We start from the raw sequence: 15,656 nt of genomic DNA, 5'->3' as shown, positions 1-15,656 counted from the left end.
CGGTGGCGCCGGGCAGCGGGCGCTCGACGAGCCGGGCCTGCAGGTTGACGAGCTTGCCCTCGGCCCGCCGCCGGTCCAGCCGCCCCTCCGAGACCGTGGCCAGACCCGCCGAGTCGTAGCCGCGGTACTCAAGCCGACGCAGGGCCTCGACCATCTGGTCGGCGACCGCGTCGCGCCCGACGATACCCACGATGCCGCACATGATGCGCGCCCTCAAAAACACGTTGCCGCCGCGCGCGAGGCGCGGCCTGATCCGGATCGGGACCGCCGGACCTGAAGGCCCGGTATCCGCTGCACGGCCGTGCTTGTACCGGATCGGGATAGCTTGGGGCCAGCCCCGCCCGCGCGACGCCCTCCCTCCACCGCTGAGGGGGAGGGAAAGTGACCCGCGACCGCCGTACTCATGACTTAAGCAAGAGCTTGAATGACTTCAGGCAGGGCGTTGGCAGATCTACGGTTTCTGCCCCGCATTCTTCGCTGCCAGCAGTGCCGCGCGCTTCGCCTCGGCCCAGCCCGTCTTCGTCGCCTGCCGGCCGCGGGCGACGGCGAGCGCGCCGTCGGGCACGTCATCGGTGATCACGGAGCCGGACGCCACGTAGGCGCCCGCCCCCACCGTGACGGGGGCGACGAGCGCCGAGTTCGAGCCGATGAAGGCGCCCGCGCCGATCGTGGTGCGGTGCTTGGAGACGCCGTCGTAGTTGCAGGTGATGGTGCCGGCGCCGATGTTGGCGCGCGCGCCGATCGCGGCGTCGCCCAGATAGGTGAGGTGGGCGGCCTTGGCGCCGGGGCCGAGGCGGGCGTTCTTCAGCTCCACGAAATTGCCGATCGCGGATCCTTCCTCGAGCACCGCCCCGCCGCGCAGGCGCACGAAGGGCCCGATGCTGACGGAGGCCTCCAGCCGCACGTCCTTCAGGTGCGCGAAGGCGTGGACCACACACCCGTCCGCAACGCTGACGCCCGTGTCGAACACGACATGAGGCTCCACCACAACGTCCCGGCCCAACACAGTGTCGTAGCTCAGGAAAACGGTTTCGGGCGCGATCAGGGTCGCGCCGCCCAGCATCGCCGCGCGGCGCAGACGCGCCTGGATCACCGCCTCGGCCTCGCTGAGTTGCACCCGGTCGTTGACGCCCTGCGCCTCTGCCTCCGCCACCGGCACCATCGCGACGTCGAGCCCGTCGGCCACCGCCAGCGCCACCGCGTCCGGCAGGTAGTACTCGCCCGCCGCGTTGTCGTTGCGGATGCGCGTGAGGAGGCCGAGCGCGTGCTCCCCCGCGAGCGCCATCAGACCGGCATTGCACAGGCGCACCGCCCGCTCGGCCTCGCTCGCGTCCTTCTGCTCGCGGATCGCGATCACCCGGCCGTCCGGCCGCCCGCTCTCGGTGAGCACCCGGCCGTAGCCGGTCGGATCGTCGCTCTCGAAGGCCAGCACCGCCACGGCCGCGCCCTCGGCCAGCGGCGCGCGCAGCCGCGCGAGGGTGGCGCCGGTGATGAGCGGCGTGTCGCCGAAGGCCACCACCACGTCGTCGCCCGCCTCCAGCGCCGCGCGGGCGGCGAGCACCGCGTGGGCGGTGCCCAGGCGCTCGGCCTGGCCGAAGACCCGGGCGCCCGGTGCCTGCCGCTCGATCTCGGCGGCGACGTCGGCGCGGCCGGGCTCGGCCACCACCGCGATGCGGTCGGCACCGGCCTCCTGCGCGGCGGCCAGCACGTGGCCCAGCATGGATCGTCCGGCGATCCGGTGCAGGACCTTCGGCAGGTCGGAGCGCATCCGCGTGCCCTTGCCGGCCGCCAGCACGATCGCCGTCAGGCTGCGCCGGGTCTGCTCGCTCGCGCTCATCCGCTCGTCCTCAAGGCTCTGTCTGGATCGAGAGACGGATGGCGGCTTCGCGATCCGCACGCAAGGGCGGCGCGCGGGGATAGCCGCCGGAGAGGCGAGGGCTGCGCCGCCTCATCCTTAAGGGCCGGTTCAGCGGGGCGCGTGCTAGTGGGACGCCGAGACCGCCCGTTCCCCTCCAACAAGGCGCCCGATCCTGCCGACCGACCCGCCTCCCCTCGCCCGCCCGACCCGCCGCGCCGTGCTGGCCGCGGGCCTCGCCGCTGAATCCGTGCTCTGGGCGACGCTCGGCGCCGGCCCGGCGCGGGCCGCCGAGCCGCCGCCGCTGCCCGGCCCCGGGGCGCCCTTCGACCGCGAGGCCCTGGTCGCCCATGCCCGGGAGCGGGCGCGCGGTCCCTACATCGCCCCGCGCACCGACGACCTGCCGGCCGCCCTGCGCGAGCTCGGCCGCGACGCCTACGCGGCGATCCGGACCGCGCCCGGCCGCGCGGTCTGGGAGGGCGAGGATCCCGGCTGGACCCTGGAACCCCTGCCCCGGGGCTCGATCTTCGCCCACCCGGTCCAGCTTTTCCTGGTGGAGGGGGGGCAGGTCCGCCCCCTGCCCTACGATCGCTCCCGCTTCCAGGCCGAGGGCCTCGCCCTGCCGGATCTGGCCCCGGAGGCCGGTTATTCGGGCCTGCGCCTGCGCGCGCGGGTCGCGGGCGGCGACCTCGCGGAGATCGGCGTGTTCCAGGGCGCCTCGTTCTTCCGGCTCTGCGCCCCGGGCCAGGGGCTCGGCGTCACCGCCCGCTCCCTGACGCTGCGCCCGGCCGATGCCCGCGGCGAGGAGTTCCCGTTGTTCCGCGCCCTCTACGCCGAGCGGCCGGAGGCCGGTGGGCCGCTGGTGCTGCACGCGCTGGTCGAGTCCGAATCGGCGGTCGCGGCGCTCCGCTTCCGCATCGCCCCGGAGGCGCGCGCGACGCTCTGCGACGTCGAGGCCGCGATCTTCGCGCGCCAACCGCTCGACCATCTCGGTCTCGGCGGCTGCCAGGCGAGCTACCTGTTCGGCCCCCTCGACCGGCGCAACGTGGACGACGCCCGCTCGGCCGTGCACGCCACCGACGGGCTCGCCATCGCCAACGGCTCCGGCGAGGCGATCTGGCGCCCCGTGCACAACCCGGACGCCCTGCAGATCTCCGCCTTCGTGGACGACAACCCCAAGGGGTTCGGCCTGATGCAGCGGGCGCGGGCGTTCCGCGACTACGAGGACGACGTGCAGCACTGGGAGAGCCGCCCCTCCCTCTGGCTGGAGCCGCAGGGCGACTGGGGCCGGGGCAGCGTCGTGCTCCTCGAGATCCCGAGCGACTCGGAGGCCAACGAGAACGTCCTGGCCTACTGGCGCCCGAAGGAGACGCTGGCGAAGGACGGTGAGCTGCGCGTCGCCTACCGTCAGCACTGGGGCTGGGAGCGGCCCGAGCCGCCGCCGCTCGCCCGGGTCACGGGGAGCCGCGGCGGGCGCGGCAGCGCGGGCCCGCGCCGCCTGTTCCTGGTCGATGTCGCCGGGGAGGCGCTGTTCGGCGCGGGCGGGCTCGACCTCGCGCTCTCGGCCGCCCCCGGCACGATCACTCGGCAGCAGCTCCTGCCCGATCCGGCGGCCAAGACCGCCCGCGTCGCCTTCGAGCTCGATCCCGGCAGCGAGCGGGCGAGCGAGCTGCGCCTCGTGCTCAAGCGCGGCGACCGGCCGGTGAGCGAGACCTGGCTCTATCGCTGGACGCCGTAGCGGTGCGCGATCTCCCTCCGCCTCCGTGGGGAAGGGAGCTTTGTGGGGAAGGGGACTTGCGCGCGATCGCCCGGGCCGCCGTCAGGCGGGCACGCGCTGGCGCCCCTCGCCCACCGCGAACAGGGCCGGATTGCCGCCGTCCTGGATGGGGGCGATGGTGACGCCGTCGGGCAGGATCGGGCCCGTCAGGCGCAGGAAGTCGCCCGAGGCCGCGATGTCGAGGTCGGCGGCCTTGGTGCGCGATTCCAGGCGCGCCAGCGTGTTCATGGCCGGGCCCAGGACGGTGTACTCGGCCCGTACCCCGTCGTCGAAGACGCCGACCAGGAGATCGCCCGCGTGCAGCGCGACCGCGACGCGCAAGGGGAAGCGGCCGGCCAGCGCCCGCGCCCGGTTGAGCGCCGCGACGCGTGCCCGGACGGCGCGGGCGCAGGCAAGCGCCCCGCGGGCCTGCTCCTCTGGCGGGCCCACCACGAACTGGGCCAGCACCGCGTCGCCCACATACTTGTCGACCAAGCCGCCGTGCTCGGCGATCAGCCCCTGCGCGAGCGCCCGGAAGGCGAGCAGCGCCTCCACCATGGTCTCGGGCGCGTGCTCGGCGCTCAGCCGCGAGAAGCCCCGGATGTCGAGGATCATCAGGCAGGCGTGGCGCCGCCGCACGGTGCCCAGGCCCCCCTCGCGGGCGAGGTCCTCGGCCACGTCCTCGGGTACGAAGCGGGCGAGCAGGGTGCGCTCGTGCTCCAGCCGCAGGGCCTCGGCCACCGCCCCGCGCAGGCGCGAGATCCCGTCGATCACCACGAGGCTCGCCGCCGTGAAGGTGAGGAGCGCCGGCACCTGCTCGGAGAGGTCGACATGGGGGCCGAGCATGCCGGTCGGGTGCGTGGCCGCCATCAGGAGCGCGATGCCCCAGGCGCTCGCGACGACACCCGCGTAGAGCGCGGTGTGCCAGACGCGCACGCTGAGCGCCGTCTGGAGCAGGAGCAGGAAGGCGGGCAGGCGGCTCACCGCGTCGGCCGCGCCCGCGGAATCGGCGCCCGCCAGCAGGTGCTCGACGATGACGTAGACGGCGAGCCCCGCGTTCAGCAGCGTGCCGGCCCAGGCGTAGGTGTCGGCGCGCCGGCCCCCGCCCCGTTCGGCCAGCGCGAACCAGACGGAACTCCCCGCGTAGAGCGCCAGGACGACCCAGTGGCTGAGCTGGTGCAGCGAGCCGTCATAGGCCTGCGCCGCCATCAGCAGCACGAGCACGATGACGATCCGCAGGGCCAGGAGGCGGCCGCCGTTGGCGGACTGCACCAGCCGCCGGGCGGCGCGGGCGTGCTGCCGCGCGTCGCTCACGGCGCGCTACTCGGCCCGGGTGAGGCGGCGGGCCGCACCGAAGCGGTTGAGGAAGCGCGGCTCTTTCTCCGGCGCGACCCGCACGGCGAGGTGGAGCGTGCCCCCCTCCTCCATGCGCCGGTCGAGCACCTCGGCGTTCTCGTAGAGCCAGTTGAGGGCGGCCCCGTCCTCGGGCGGCAGCACCACCGCGAAGGTCGATCGGGAGCGTGCGATCCGGGCCTCGATCCGGCTGGTGAGCGCGGGGAGCCCCTCCCCGGTCACGGCCGAGACCAGCACGGGCGCCGCGCTGTCGCGGTCGCTGCGCTGAGGCCCGTTGCCCTTCTGGCTGAGGTTCAGCAGGCGGGTTCGCTCGTCCGCATCGAGCAGGTCGGCCTTGTTCCAGACCTCGATGACCCGGTCCTGCGCGTCCTCGATGCCGAGCTCGCGGAGCACCGCGCCGACATCCTCGGCCTGCGCCTCTGTGTCGACGTGGGAGACGTCGCGCACGTGCAGCAGGATGTCGGCCTCGATCACGTCCTCCAGCGTCGCCCGGAAGGCGGCGATCAGCGAGGTCGGCAGGTCGGAGATGAAGCCCACCGTGTCGGAGAGGATCACGGTCTCGCCGTGCGGCAGCTTCGTGGCGCGCGCGGTCGGGTCGAGGGTGGCGAACAGCATGTCCTGCGCCACCACCTGCGCCTTGGTGAGGGCGTTGAACAGCGTCGACTTGCCGGCGTTCGTGTAGCCGACGAGCGCCACGATCGGGTAGGGCACGCGCGCCCGGCTCTGCCGGTGCAGGCCGCGGGTGCGGGTGACCGCGTCGAGGTCGCGCTCGATCCGGGTCATGCGCTCCTGGATCATGCGCCGATCGGCCTCGATCTGGGTCTCGCCGGGGCCGCCCAGGAAGCCGAAGCCGCCGCGCTGGCGCTCCAAGTGGGTCCAGGACCGGACGAGGCGCGAGCGCTGGTAGGCCAAGTGCGCGTGCTCGACCTGCAGGGTGCCTTCCCGCGTCGAGGCGCGGCGTCCGAAGATCTCCAGGATCAGGCCAGTGCGGTCGATGACCTTGGCGCCCCAGGCCTTTTCCAGGTTGCGCTGCTGCACCGGCGAGAGGGCGCAATCCATCACCACGAGGCCGATCTCGCGGGCGCGCACGATGCCGGCGATCTCCTCGACACGACCTTTGCCCAGATAGGTCGAGGGCCGGATGCGCGGCAGCGTCACCGGGATCGCCTCGACCACGTCGAGCTCGATCGCGGCGGCGAGCCCCGTCGCCTCCTCGATCCGGGCCTGAGTCGAGCGGGTCGGGGCGGGAGCCCCGCCGACGGGGCGCGTCAGATAGGGGCCGACCACGAGGGTGTGGGTCGCGGCGGCGATCTCGCCCTCGGGCGCGGCCATCGCCTGCAGCCGGGCCTCGCCGCTCGATATCAGGTCCGTCATTCGGTCTCCGTCGCCCCCCTCGCCCTATCTGGGATGGGCGCCCCCGCTTTGCAGCGGGCCGGGGACGGAAATCGTCGGCGCTCGGCCGGTTCGGAAGGCAAATGCGTTCGGGAGGGGCTCGAGGAGGCATCGCCCGCATCGTGGGGCACCGCCCGATTTCCCGGACGCCCGGAACGAGCGCGGGAGACGATCCGGGGACGAGGATGGCGTTGCCGCGAAGCGGCTCAATCCTGGGCAACGGTGCAGGAATTAGGACGCTTCGCGCCCTGGGGCCGGATCACCCGCCGCTCTCGCTCCGGACGTGCGGGGCAGCGGGGCGGAGATTCCGGAACCGGACCGCTCGCCGCACGCTCCCTCCCCCCGCCGGGGGAGAGGATGCGCGGGCCCCCTCAGGCCTTCTCGGCCGCGGTCTCGTCCGGCTCGAAGAGCTGCACGGGGTGGCCCGGCATGATCGTCGAGATCGCGTGCTTGTAGACGAGCTGCGAGTGCCCGTCGCGCCGCAGCAGGACGCAGAAATTGTCGAACCACGTCACCACGCCCTGCAGCTTCACGCCGTTGACGAGGAAGATGGTCAACGGAATCTTGTTCTTGCGGACGTGGTTGAGGAAGGTGTCCTGAAGGTTCTGTGCGCGTTCGGCCGCCATTTTATTATCCTTTGTTGTCCTGGCTGTTATGCTGGCTTCTTGATCCGGTCTGCGAGGTGCCCACCGGGGCTGCGGGTCCCGGGACGCCTGGGCGATGTCGGGAAACATTACACCGGCAAAGGGCGGGCCGATGCAAGGGCGCGGCCGCGGCCCCCGGTGACGAAAGCGCCGCCCTCATCAGGACTTCCACAGGGCGGGACACGCCTCAGGGGCCGATGCCGAGCGACTTCAACTTCCGGTGGAGAGCCGAGCGCTCCATGCCGATGAATTCGGCCGTCCGCGAGATGTTGCCGGAGAAGCGGGCGATCTGGGCGACGAGATACTCGCGCTCGAAGATCTCGCGGGCCTCGCGCAGCGCCAGGCTCATCAGCTTCTCGCCGCCCGAGCCCGCGGGCGTGGTCGGCACGAGCGCGCCGATCTCTGAGGGCAGCATCTCGGAGGTGACCTCCTGCTCCGGGTCGGCCTGGGTCAGGATCATCAGCCGCTCGACGTTGTTCTTGAGCTGGCGGATGTTGCCCGGCCAGTTGTGCGACTGCAGCACCGCCATCGCGTCCTCGGCGATGCGGCGCTTCGGGAGCCCGGTCTGGGCCGAGATGTTGTCCATGAAGAACTGGATCAGCTCGGGCACGTCCTCGCGTCGCTCGGAGAGCGCCGGCACCCGGATCGGCACCACCGAGAGGCGGTGGAACAGATCCTCGCGGAAGCGGCCGGCGGCTATCTCCTCCGCGAGATCCTTCGAGGAGGACGAGATGATGCGGACATCCACGTGCACCCGGGTGGTCCCGCCGACCCTTTGAAAATTCTGGTCCACGAGGACGCGCAGGATGCGGTTCTGCGTCTCGCGCGGCATGTCGGCCACCTCGTCGAGGTAGAGCGTGCCGCCGTGCGCCTCCTCCAGCGCGCCGACGCGCCGGCCCGCCTCGCCCTCGACGCCGAACAGCTCCGCCTCCATCGTCTCGGGCAGGATCGCGGCGGCGTTCAGGAGCACGAAGGGGCCGTTGGCCCGCGCCGACGCCCGGTGCAGCGAGCGTGCGGCGAGTTCCTTGCCGGAGCCCAGCGCGCCGGTGATCATCACCCGGGCGTTGGTGGGGGCCACGCGCTCGATGGTCTGGCGCAGCTGGTTGGCCGTCACCGAGGCGCCGACGATGCGGCTGGCGTGGCCCGAGCGCGCCTTGAGGTCGCGCACCTCGCGCTTGAGGCGGGAGGCCTCCAGCGCCCGCTCGGCCACGAGGATCAGCCGGTCGGCCTTGAACGGCTTCTCGATGAAGTCGTAGGCGCCCGCCTTGATCGCCGAGACCGCGGTCTCGATGTTGCCGTGGCCCGAGATCATCACCACCGGCAGGTCGGGATGGCCGGCCTTGATCAGGTCGAGCACCTGCAGCCCGTCGAGGCGGGAGCCCTGCAGCCAGATGTCGAGGAAGACGAGATGGGGGCGGCGCGCCTCGATGGCGGCCAGCGCCTCGTCGGAGCCGCCGGCCGTGCGGCAGCGATGGCCCTCGTCGTCGAGGATGCCCGCCACGAGGTCGCGGATGTCGGCCTCGTCGTCCACGATCAGGATATCGGCGCTCATCTGGTGATCTCCGCGATCTGGGGGGCCGTCCGCGCGGCGCCCTTCTCCACTGTCGTGGACGTTTCTGTCTCGGTGGCAGCCGGTCCGGCGCCCGCTTGTGCCGTCGGGCCCGCGGCCGCGTCGGTGGCTTGCGCGCGCGGCACCCGCATGCGCACCTGGCCGCCGCGGCCGGTCGGGTTGTCGTTGAGTTCGATCCCCCCGCCGTGCTCCTCCAGCACCTTGCTGACGATGGCGAGCCCGAGGCCCGTCCCGCCTTCGCGGGTCGTCATGTAGGGCTCGAGCAGGCGCTGGCGCCCCTCGGCGGGAAATCCCTTGCCGTTATCCGTGATGCTGATGAGGGCGAAGCCCTCCTCCACCGCGAGGTCGAGGCTGATCCGGCCCTTGCCGAGGATCGCCTCGGGCACCTCGATCACCGCCTCGACGGCATTCTTCAGGATGTTGGTGATGGCCTGGGACAGGAGCCGGATGTCGAAGGCGGCGGTGATGCGCTCGGCGCCGTCCCGCGTCGAGAAGGCGAAGTCGATCTCGGGGTGCGCCACGCGCATCATGAACAGGTTCTGCTTGGCGATCTCGGTGAGGTCGTTCTCGGCGATCGCGGGCTTGGGCATCCTGGCGAAGGAGGAGAACTCGTCGACCATGCGCTTGATCTCGTCGACCTGGCGCACGATCGTGGCCGTGCACTGGTCGAAGACCTCGCGGTCGGCGGTGATGACCTTGCCGTATTTGCGCCGGATGCGCTCGGCCGAGAGCTGGATCGGCGTCAGCGGGTTCTTGATCTCGTGGGCGATGCGGCGGGCCACGTCCGCCCAGGCGGAGGTGCGCTGGGCCGAGACGAGGTCGGTGATGTCGTCGAGCGTCACCACGTAGCCGCGGGCGGTGCCGTGGGCCTGCTCGCTCGTCACCCGCACCGTCACGGTGCGCTCGCGCCCCGCCCGGGTCAGCTGGATCTGCTGCTGCACGGCGCGCTGCCGGCTCTCGCCCTCGGCGAGGACGGGTGCGAGTTCCGGCACGGCCTGGGCCAGCCGCTGCCCGACCAGCGCCTCGCCCGCGAGATCGAGCATCCGCTCGGCGGCCGGGTTGGCGATGGTGGCGAAGCCGCCCGCGTCGATGCCGATCACGCCCGGCGAGACGCCCGAGAGAACGGCCTCTGTGAAGCGGCGGCGGCTGTCGATCAGTTCGTTGGCCGCGGTCAGCCCGTCGTGCTGGCGGCGCAGCTCCTGCGTCATCTTGTTGAAGCTGGCGCCCAGATGCGCGAGGTCGCCGTCGGATTTGCGGGCCGGGACCTGGGCGTAGAAATTGCCCGACGCGACTTGGTCGGCGGCGTTGATGAGCCGGCGGATCGGCGCGACGAAGCGGTTGGCGAAGTTCATGCCGAACCACACCGCCGAGAGCAGGGCGATCAGCGCGATCAGCACGAAGATCGACGCGAAGGTGATCTGGATCTGGCGCCTGAGCGAATCGTAGGTGAGGTACTCGGCCGCCGCCGCCCGCGAGACGCCCGGGAACTCGATGGCGAGCTGGCTCACCTCCCGCTGCACCATCAGCACGGCGTCGTCGTAGGCCGGCATGCGCAGGAGCGCGGCGAAGACCCGGCCCTCGGTGGGCAGCAGGCAGATCGGATCGTTCGACTTTGCCGCCTCCTCGAAGGCCGCCGCCGAGGGCAGGCGCGTGGCCTTCAGCACGTCGATCTTGGCGCGGGCCACCACCTCGGTCGGGCCTCGCATGATCTGGGCGACCGGCAGGCCGAGATTGGTCGCGCGCGTCGTCAGGAAGTTCTCGAACCAGTCGCGGTTCACGTCGAAGTTCGGCCGGGCCCGCGTCAGATCGTCGTTGAGGATGCGGATCTCGCGGGCGAGGCTCTGGCACTGGTTCTCCTGGTAGGCGTCGGCCACCTCCACGGATTTCAGCACCACGTCGCGTACCCGGTCGGTGAAGCCGAGCGAGAGGCCGCGGTCGATCGTGATCGAGGCCACGACCGCCAGCAGGATCGTGGGCAGGATCGCGATCAGCGAGAACAGGCCGACGATGCGGGTATGAAGGCGGGCCACCGCGGCGTTGGCCCGGCGCGCCTTCAGGAAGACGCGCGCCTCCCAGGCGATGATCACCGCCAGACCCAGCACCAGCGCGACGTTGATGGCGAGCAGCGTCACGCCGATCGTGCGCGTCGGGGTGACTTGGATGACGCCCGCCAGGATCAGGAAGGTGACGGTGGCCGAGACGAGCGCCGTGACGACGACGACCGCTCCGATCCAGCCGGGCCCGCGCGGGTCCGGCCGCGTCGCCTCGGCGCTGTCGCCGGGGGGCATCTCCTGGGTCCTGTCTCGCGTGCGCGGCATCCCCGATGCGGGGCCACAACAGTGTGGCAGAATTAATACGAATCGGGCGCCGCCTGCCGCCGCTCACGGCTTCGGGAGCGGCGGCAGGCGAAGAGGCGGTCGGCCAGATCCGGAAGCGGGCACGGTCGGCGCGGCGCGCGTTTCTCTCTGATCATGGCCCTGTGTACGACAGCGCACGTGATGCGCCCTTGCCGGCCGGTCCGGGCGCCCGACCTTGTCACCGCACGGTGCCGCTTCCCGGCGCCGCAACGGCGGAGGATGGGCGTGCTCGGCAGCGTGACGACGATCTTCGGTGGGCTCGGCGCGAGGCTGGAGCAGGCCCTCGACGCAAAGGGGGCGGACGGCTTGGCGCTGGCCGCGGCGAAGTTCTTCCCCGGCGGCCTGCCGGCCCTGATGGACGGGCTGCGTGCGGGTGGTCACGGCAGGGCCGTGGATTCCTGGATCGGGCGGGGCGCGAACGACGCGGTTCCGGCCGAGGCCTTCGCGCGGCTCCTATCGCCCGCGGTCGCCGAGGCCTTCGCCCGTGATCTGGGGCTGCGGCCCGAGCGGGTGCCGGTGGCGCTCGCCCAATTCCTCCCTGCCGCGGTCGATCGCGAGAGCCCGGACGGAGAGCTCCGCCCGCAGCCGCAGTTCAGCACGCAGGCGATGCCGGGCAGGCCGGACACGACCGGGGCGACCCGGGCCGCGAAGATCGCGGCGGAGTAGCGGATAGGAGCCGGGAATAGGGCCCGACGGTCGGCCGCGCTCCCTCCCCTCTGCGGAGGAGGGACGGTGCGCGGCGGTCGGTGGCCGCGCTACTGCGCAGCCGGCACCGGCACGCCCTGCGGGCCGCTCGTCGTCGCGGGCGCCACGGCGAGTTCGGGGTAGGGCTCCACCACGTGCGCGCCGCCCATCGGCTTGCTCTGGCCGTTGTGGCAGGTGGCGCAGTTGAGCTTCGGCGCGTCGCCCTTGGGGCCGAGGCGGTTGGCTGGGAATACCCCCGTCAGCGGCGTCAGGTAGTCCGCGTTGAGGTCGCGCACCATCCGGATGCCGTGCCAGGCGAGCGTCCGCTGCGGCGTGCTCTGCGACCACTCGGCCACCGCCCGGGTGTTGTGGCAGTAGGTGCAGTTCACCCCGAGCGATTCCGACATGTGGATCATCAGCGCGAAGGTGCGCTCGGCCGACTGGATCGGCTTGCCGGGGCTCCCGGGCAGGGCCGTCGTGGCGTTCACCCGGATCGCGCCCTGGTCCGCCTCGGGCTTGGCCAGGAAGTCCTGCAGGTAAGTGTAGGGCAGCGAGGCCAGCCCCGTGGAAGGCGTGGCGAGGTTCTGGCCGTTGTTGCGGGCGATGAAGCCCCGTGTCGGGCTCGGGGCATCGAACCAGATCTGGGCCGGCACCCGGTTGCCGCGGTGGCAGGTGTAGCAGGTCACGCCCGCCTCGCCGACATGCTTCTCCTTCCAGGCCGTGTTGATGTGCTGGGTCATCTGCAGCATCCGGCGGGCGACCCGCTTCTGGTACAGGCTGTCGTCCGCCATGTTCTCGGTGTTGTGGCAGTAGGTGCAGCCCTGTTGGGGTGAGACCCACTCGGTCATCGAGACCATCAGGCGGTTGAACTCTTCGACCGGCAGGTCCTGGAGCACCTTCACGTTCTCGTAGACCGCGCCGGCCTTGTCGGTGCCCGCCTCGACCGGGTCGGCCGGCGTCGGGGCGAGGTTGGCCGCCTTGATCTCCGCGGCCCCGGCCCGGGTCTGGATGATGTCCATGCCGGTGCCGCGGAAGCCGTGCTGCTGGTTGACCATGGGGGGGCGCGTCCAGCCCGCCGTGCCGAACTGCGCGATCGTGAGGAAGAGGGCCACGACGCCCGAGACGATGACGCCGATCGTCTTCATGGCGTGGCTCCCGTGGCTTTGAGGGGAAGCTTGAGGGGGTCTTGGATCGGTCCGAACACCTCCGGGTAGGCCGGCGCGACCCCGTGCTTGACCGCCCAGAGATACCAGTTGTCGACCACGGTGCCGGTGAGCAGGATGCCGATGCCGCCGGTGAGCGTGGTGAGCACCGCGAACCACCAGGCCCAGCGGTGGACCGATTCCATCGTGGCGTTGAAGCCCATGGTCCAGCGCCAGAACAGGGCGGCGCGCTCGGTCGCGGTGCCCCGATCGACGATCTGGTCGATCTCGCGCTCGGCGCCGTAGCGCGAGCAGGCCAGGATCGTGCCCCCGTGCATCGCGAAGAGCAGCGTCGACCCGTACAGGAAGACGATCGAGAGCATGTGGAAGGGGTTGTAGAAGAGGTTGCCGTAGCGCAGCGAGAAGGCCGCGGTCCAGTCGAGGTGGGGGAAGATGCCGAAGGGCACCGCTTCCGACCATGAGCCCATCATCAGCGGCCGGATGAAACCGAGCACGAGGTAGAGCCAGATGGCGCTGGCGAAGGCCCAGGGCACGTGGGTGCCGAGGCCGAGCGCCCGGGCCCGCCGGTAGAGCCTGAGCCACCAGAGCAGGATCGAGACCGTGAGGAAGAAGCCGGCGATCAGCCACCAGCCGCCCTCGTTCAAGGGCGGCAGCACCTTGAGCCCGTGCTTCGGGAGCGGCGGCTCAAGCGCCAGCCAGGGCAGCTGGCGCACGAACTGAACCGGATCCCAGTTCACGCTAGCCCACATGTTGAGCCCGATGATCTCGAAGGCGATCAGCCCGCAGGCGAGCGAGAGCGCGCCGAGATAGCCGCCGTAGATCGGCCCGACCTGGCCGTTGCCGATCAGCCCGAACAGGTAGCTGTTGAAGGGCTTGCCCACGCGTGCGTCGGCGGAGATCGGGATGCCGTGCTCCGGCACGCGCGGGCGCACCTGAACCTGGGTGAAGATGTTCTGGTAGTAGGCCACGGCCCCCTCCCCTTCAGCGCCAGACCGGAAGATTGAGCCACCAGCCCCACCATTCGGGCCAGCCGCGGGTCCAGAACGGGCCGCTGATCACGATGCAGACCGCGCTCCAGAACCCGGCCGAGAGCGCCAGGAACAGGCCGAGCCGGTGGATGCCGAGCGTGCCGATCGAGTAGCCGATCGTGTCGCGGAAGAAGGTGTCCTCGTGCTCGGGCGTCTTGACGACGTCGTCGTCCTTCGGCGGATTGGTGGACGACAGGATCAGCGAGCCGTGCAGCGCCAGCGCGAAGGTCGTGGTGAAGAAGAACGTCACCGCGAGCATGTGCGCCGGATTGTAGTGGAAGTGGAGATACTGGTATCCGGTGTTGGATACCCAGTCCAAATGGCTCAGGATGCCGTACGGGAAGCCGTAGCCCCAGGCGCCCATCAGCAGGGGCCGCACCACCACCAGCACCACGTAGGCGAAGATCGCCACCGAGAAGGCGAAGGGCACGTGGTAGCCGATGCCGAGCTTGCGGCAGATCTCGACCTCGCGCAGCGCCCAGGACGCGAAGGCCCCGATCGCGCAGATCGTGATGATCTGCCAGAGGCCGCCCTCCTTCAGGGGCGCCAGCGCCAGCCCGTATTTCAGGTCGGGCGGCGCGATGTTGATCTGCCAGATGTTCCAGGTCGGCCCGATCGCCGCCCCGTAGAGGATCAGCGCGGTGCCGAGCACCGAGAAGAAGAGCGTCGTGACCCCGAAGAAGCCGACGTAGAAGGGGCCGACCCAGAAGTCGAACAGGTCGCCGCCCAAGAGCGTGCCGCCCCGGACCCTGTATTTGCGCTCGAAGCTCAGCATCGCCATGGCGCGTCTCCTCCCGGGACGGGCTTTTCAGACCGTGCGCGTGGGGTGGTCGTGTGGGCCGCGGCGCCGGGGCGCCGCGGCCGGTCGGTCAGGCCGGCATCTGCGGCAGGACGAGGCTCTGCGCCTGGGCGGCGCGCTTGGGCCCCTCCAGCCAGTTGAACCGGTCCGTCGAGAGCAGGATGAAGTGGATCAGGAGCGCCAGCACGAACAGGAAGGTGAACAGGGCCACCAGGGTGCGGCGCGGGTCGAACAGGAGCCAGACCTTGTGCATCGTCTCCCCCCTCAGCCGACGAGTGTGATGAGGGCGCGGACGGTCTCGCCCGCCCCCTCAAGGGACGCGTAGCCCTGCGGGCCGGGCAGCCAGGGCCGCCACAGCCAGACCAGGATATGGGCCACCACGGCGATCGCCGTGAAGACGATGAAGCTCGTCAGGAAGATCGCGTGGAACTCCTTGGCCTCCGCTTCCGTCAGCCCGGACAGGCTGCTCGGTCTTTCCAGATGTGTTCCGCTCTGCGTTGCGGACTGCGTTCCGCTTGCCATCGGTCGAACCTCCGTTGTTGGCCGCCCCGTTGGAGGGCGGCGGACCCCGCCGGAACCCGAGGCGATCCCGGCGGGCCTTCCCCGGATCCACCGGACGGAAGCGTCGCGGGGCCGCTAGGGCGGCCCGGAACTCTCGGGGTGAGCGTCACCCCATGAAGGCGAAGGGTACGGCCTGGGCGGCCATCGCCCGGGCCTCGCCGAACACCGTGCGGCGGGGCGCGAGCGCAGGCCGCGTCGGACCGCGCAGCCGCTGGACCAGGGCCGCTGCCAGGAAGAGCGGGTAGGTCAGCCCGAGCAGGATGCGGAACTGCACGGCCTCCCGGTGCAGGCGGGCCGTGTCGGGCATCGGTCTCAGCATGGCGCGGGTCTCCGGCGGGGGGATGCGCCGGGCCGCGGGGGCCGGGCGCGCGGGAAGGGGAAGCGCGGGAAGCGGGAGCGCGGCGCTCATGCGGGGGCCTCCGCGCGCGCGCCCTCGACATGGGCTGCCGCGACCCGCGCCGCGCCGCGACGGCGGGCGATGCGCTCGGCGGCGT

At 71.7% G+C, this 15,656-nt stretch carries 14 protein-coding genes and 1 pseudogene; 2 read left to right on the top strand and 13 right to left on the bottom strand.

Annotated elements, in window-relative coordinates; all coding sequences use genetic code 11:
- Together MFF54_RS17415 and glmU are read right to left on the bottom strand one after the other, a co-directional pair.
- Nucleotides 1-202, bottom strand: a pseudogene (locus tag MFF54_RS17415) (glutamine--fructose-6-phosphate transaminase (isomerizing)); the annotation flags it as partial.
- Between the two features lie 249 nt (nt 203-451).
- Nucleotides 452-1,837, bottom strand: a complete 1,386-nt coding sequence (glmU, locus tag MFF54_RS17410) for a bifunctional UDP-N-acetylglucosamine diphosphorylase/glucosamine-1-phosphate N-acetyltransferase GlmU (RefSeq protein ID WP_238304078.1) — start codon at nt 1,835-1,837, stop codon at nt 452-454.
- Between the two features lie 238 nt (nt 1,838-2,075).
- Between glmU and MFF54_RS17405 the strand changes: the two genes are divergently transcribed.
- On the top strand, nt 2,076-3,593 hold the full coding sequence (locus tag MFF54_RS17405) for an OpgD/OpgG family glucan biosynthesis protein (RefSeq protein ID WP_238304077.1): 1,518 nt from the start codon (nt 2,076-2,078) through the stop codon (nt 3,591-3,593).
- 81 nt (nt 3,594-3,674) lie between these two features.
- On the opposite strand, the gene MFF54_RS17400 is transcribed toward MFF54_RS17405, so the two are convergent.
- The 5 genes from MFF54_RS17400 to MFF54_RS17380 all read right to left on the bottom strand — a co-directional run bounded on the left by MFF54_RS17400 (nt 3,675) and on the right by MFF54_RS17380 (nt 10,858).
- Entirely contained in the window at nt 3,675-4,925 is a 1,251-nt protein-coding gene (locus MFF54_RS17400; RefSeq protein ID WP_238304076.1) for an adenylate/guanylate cyclase domain-containing protein, read from the bottom strand.
- Between the two features lie 6 nt (nt 4,926-4,931).
- Complete coding sequence (gene hflX / locus MFF54_RS17395) at nt 4,932-6,338, bottom strand: GTPase HflX (protein WP_238304075.1); 1,407 nt, start codon at nt 6,336-6,338, stop codon at nt 4,932-4,934.
- Between the two features lie 389 nt (nt 6,339-6,727).
- A complete protein-coding gene (gene hfq / locus MFF54_RS17390; RefSeq protein ID WP_238304074.1) occupies nt 6,728-6,982 on the bottom strand; it encodes an RNA chaperone Hfq in 255 nt (84 codons plus the stop codon).
- 205 nt (nt 6,983-7,187) lie between these two features.
- The gene (gene ntrX, locus MFF54_RS17385) at nt 7,188-8,552 is read right to left on the bottom strand and encodes a nitrogen assimilation response regulator NtrX (RefSeq protein WP_238304073.1); all 1,365 of its coding nucleotides are present in this window, start codon (nt 8,550-8,552) and stop codon (nt 7,188-7,190) included.
- Entirely contained in the window at nt 8,549-10,858 is a 2,310-nt protein-coding gene (locus MFF54_RS17380; protein ID WP_238304072.1) for a sensor histidine kinase, read from the bottom strand. The genes ntrX and MFF54_RS17380 overlap by 4 nt, the downstream gene beginning before the upstream one ends.
- 288 nt (nt 10,859-11,146) lie before the next feature.
- On the opposite strand from MFF54_RS17380, the gene MFF54_RS17375 reads away from it, so the two are divergent.
- A complete protein-coding gene (locus tag MFF54_RS17375) occupies nt 11,147-11,593 on the top strand; it encodes a YidB family protein (RefSeq protein ID WP_238304071.1) in 447 nt (148 codons plus the stop codon).
- Nucleotides 11,594-11,682: 89 nt separating this feature from the next.
- On the opposite strand, the gene pufC is transcribed toward MFF54_RS17375, so the two are convergent.
- The 6 genes from pufC to MFF54_RS17345 form a co-directional block, all read right to left on the bottom strand.
- Entirely contained in the window at nt 11,683-12,756 is a 1,074-nt protein-coding gene (gene pufC, locus MFF54_RS17370) for a photosynthetic reaction center cytochrome PufC (RefSeq protein WP_238304070.1), read from the bottom strand.
- Nucleotides 12,753-13,742 carry a photosynthetic reaction center subunit M gene (gene pufM, locus MFF54_RS17365; protein ID WP_238304069.1) on the bottom strand — a complete coding sequence of 330 codons (990 nt, stop codon included), beginning with the start codon at nt 13,740-13,742 and terminating at the stop codon, nt 12,753-12,755. The genes pufC and pufM overlap by 4 nt, the downstream gene beginning before the upstream one ends.
- Before the next feature lie 13 nt (nt 13,743-13,755).
- The gene (pufL, locus tag MFF54_RS17360; RefSeq protein WP_238304068.1) at nt 13,756-14,583 is read right to left on the bottom strand and encodes a photosynthetic reaction center subunit L; all 828 of its coding nucleotides are present in this window, start codon (nt 14,581-14,583) and stop codon (nt 13,756-13,758) included.
- Between the two features lie 88 nt (nt 14,584-14,671).
- Nucleotides 14,672-14,854 (bottom strand): light-harvesting antenna LH1, alpha subunit, encoded by a 183-nt coding sequence (pufA, locus tag MFF54_RS17355; RefSeq protein WP_066925235.1) that lies wholly within the window; start codon nt 14,852-14,854, stop codon nt 14,672-14,674.
- 11 nt (nt 14,855-14,865) lie between these two features.
- Complete coding sequence (gene pufB, locus MFF54_RS17350; protein WP_238304067.1) at nt 14,866-15,123, bottom strand: light-harvesting antenna LH1, beta subunit; 258 nt, start codon at nt 15,121-15,123, stop codon at nt 14,866-14,868.
- A 145-nt stretch (nt 15,124-15,268) separates the two neighbouring features.
- Entirely contained in the window at nt 15,269-15,481 is a 213-nt protein-coding gene (locus MFF54_RS17345) for a hypothetical protein (protein WP_238304066.1), read from the bottom strand.
- Between the last annotated feature and the right edge of the window lie 175 nt (nt 15,482-15,656).

The organism is Methylobacterium gregans (assembly GCF_022179245.1).
Lineage (GTDB): Bacteria > Pseudomonadota > Alphaproteobacteria > Rhizobiales > Beijerinckiaceae > Methylobacterium > Methylobacterium gregans.
Note: the sequence above shows the minus strand (reverse complement) of the source record. Positions and strands in the feature narration are given on the sequence as shown.

Bases quoted from the DNA above. Each gene is read 5' to 3' on its own strand.
- glmU (WP_238304078.1), bottom strand. From the start codon at position 1,837: ATGAGCGCGAGCGAGCAGACCCGGCGCAGCCTGACGGCGATCGTGCTG.
- hflX (WP_238304075.1), bottom strand. From the start codon at position 6,338: ATGACGGACCTGATATCGAGCGGCGAGGCCCGGCTGCAGGCGATGGCC.
- hfq (WP_238304074.1), bottom strand. From the start codon at position 6,982: ATGGCGGCCGAACGCGCACAGAACCTTCAGGACACCTTCCTCAACCAC.
- ntrX (WP_238304073.1), bottom strand. From the start codon at position 8,552: ATGAGCGCCGATATCCTGATCGTGGACGACGAGGCCGACATCCGCGAC.
- MFF54_RS17380 (WP_238304072.1), bottom strand. From the start codon at position 10,858: ATGCCCCCCGGCGACAGCGCCGAGGCGACGCGGCCGGACCCGCGCGGG.
- MFF54_RS17375 (WP_238304071.1), top strand. From the start codon at position 11,147: ATGGGCGTGCTCGGCAGCGTGACGACGATCTTCGGTGGGCTCGGCGCG.
- pufC (WP_238304070.1), bottom strand. From the start codon at position 12,756: ATGAAGACGATCGGCGTCATCGTCTCGGGCGTCGTGGCCCTCTTCCTC.
- pufL (WP_238304068.1), bottom strand. From the start codon at position 14,583: ATGGCGATGCTGAGCTTCGAGCGCAAATACAGGGTCCGGGGCGGCACG.
- pufA (WP_066925235.1), bottom strand. From the start codon at position 14,854: ATGCACAAGGTCTGGCTCCTGTTCGACCCGCGCCGCACCCTGGTGGCC.
- pufB (WP_238304067.1), bottom strand. From the start codon at position 15,123: ATGGCAAGCGGAACGCAGTCCGCAACGCAGAGCGGAACACATCTGGAA.
- MFF54_RS17345 (WP_238304066.1), bottom strand. From the start codon at position 15,481: ATGCTGAGACCGATGCCCGACACGGCCCGCCTGCACCGGGAGGCCGTG.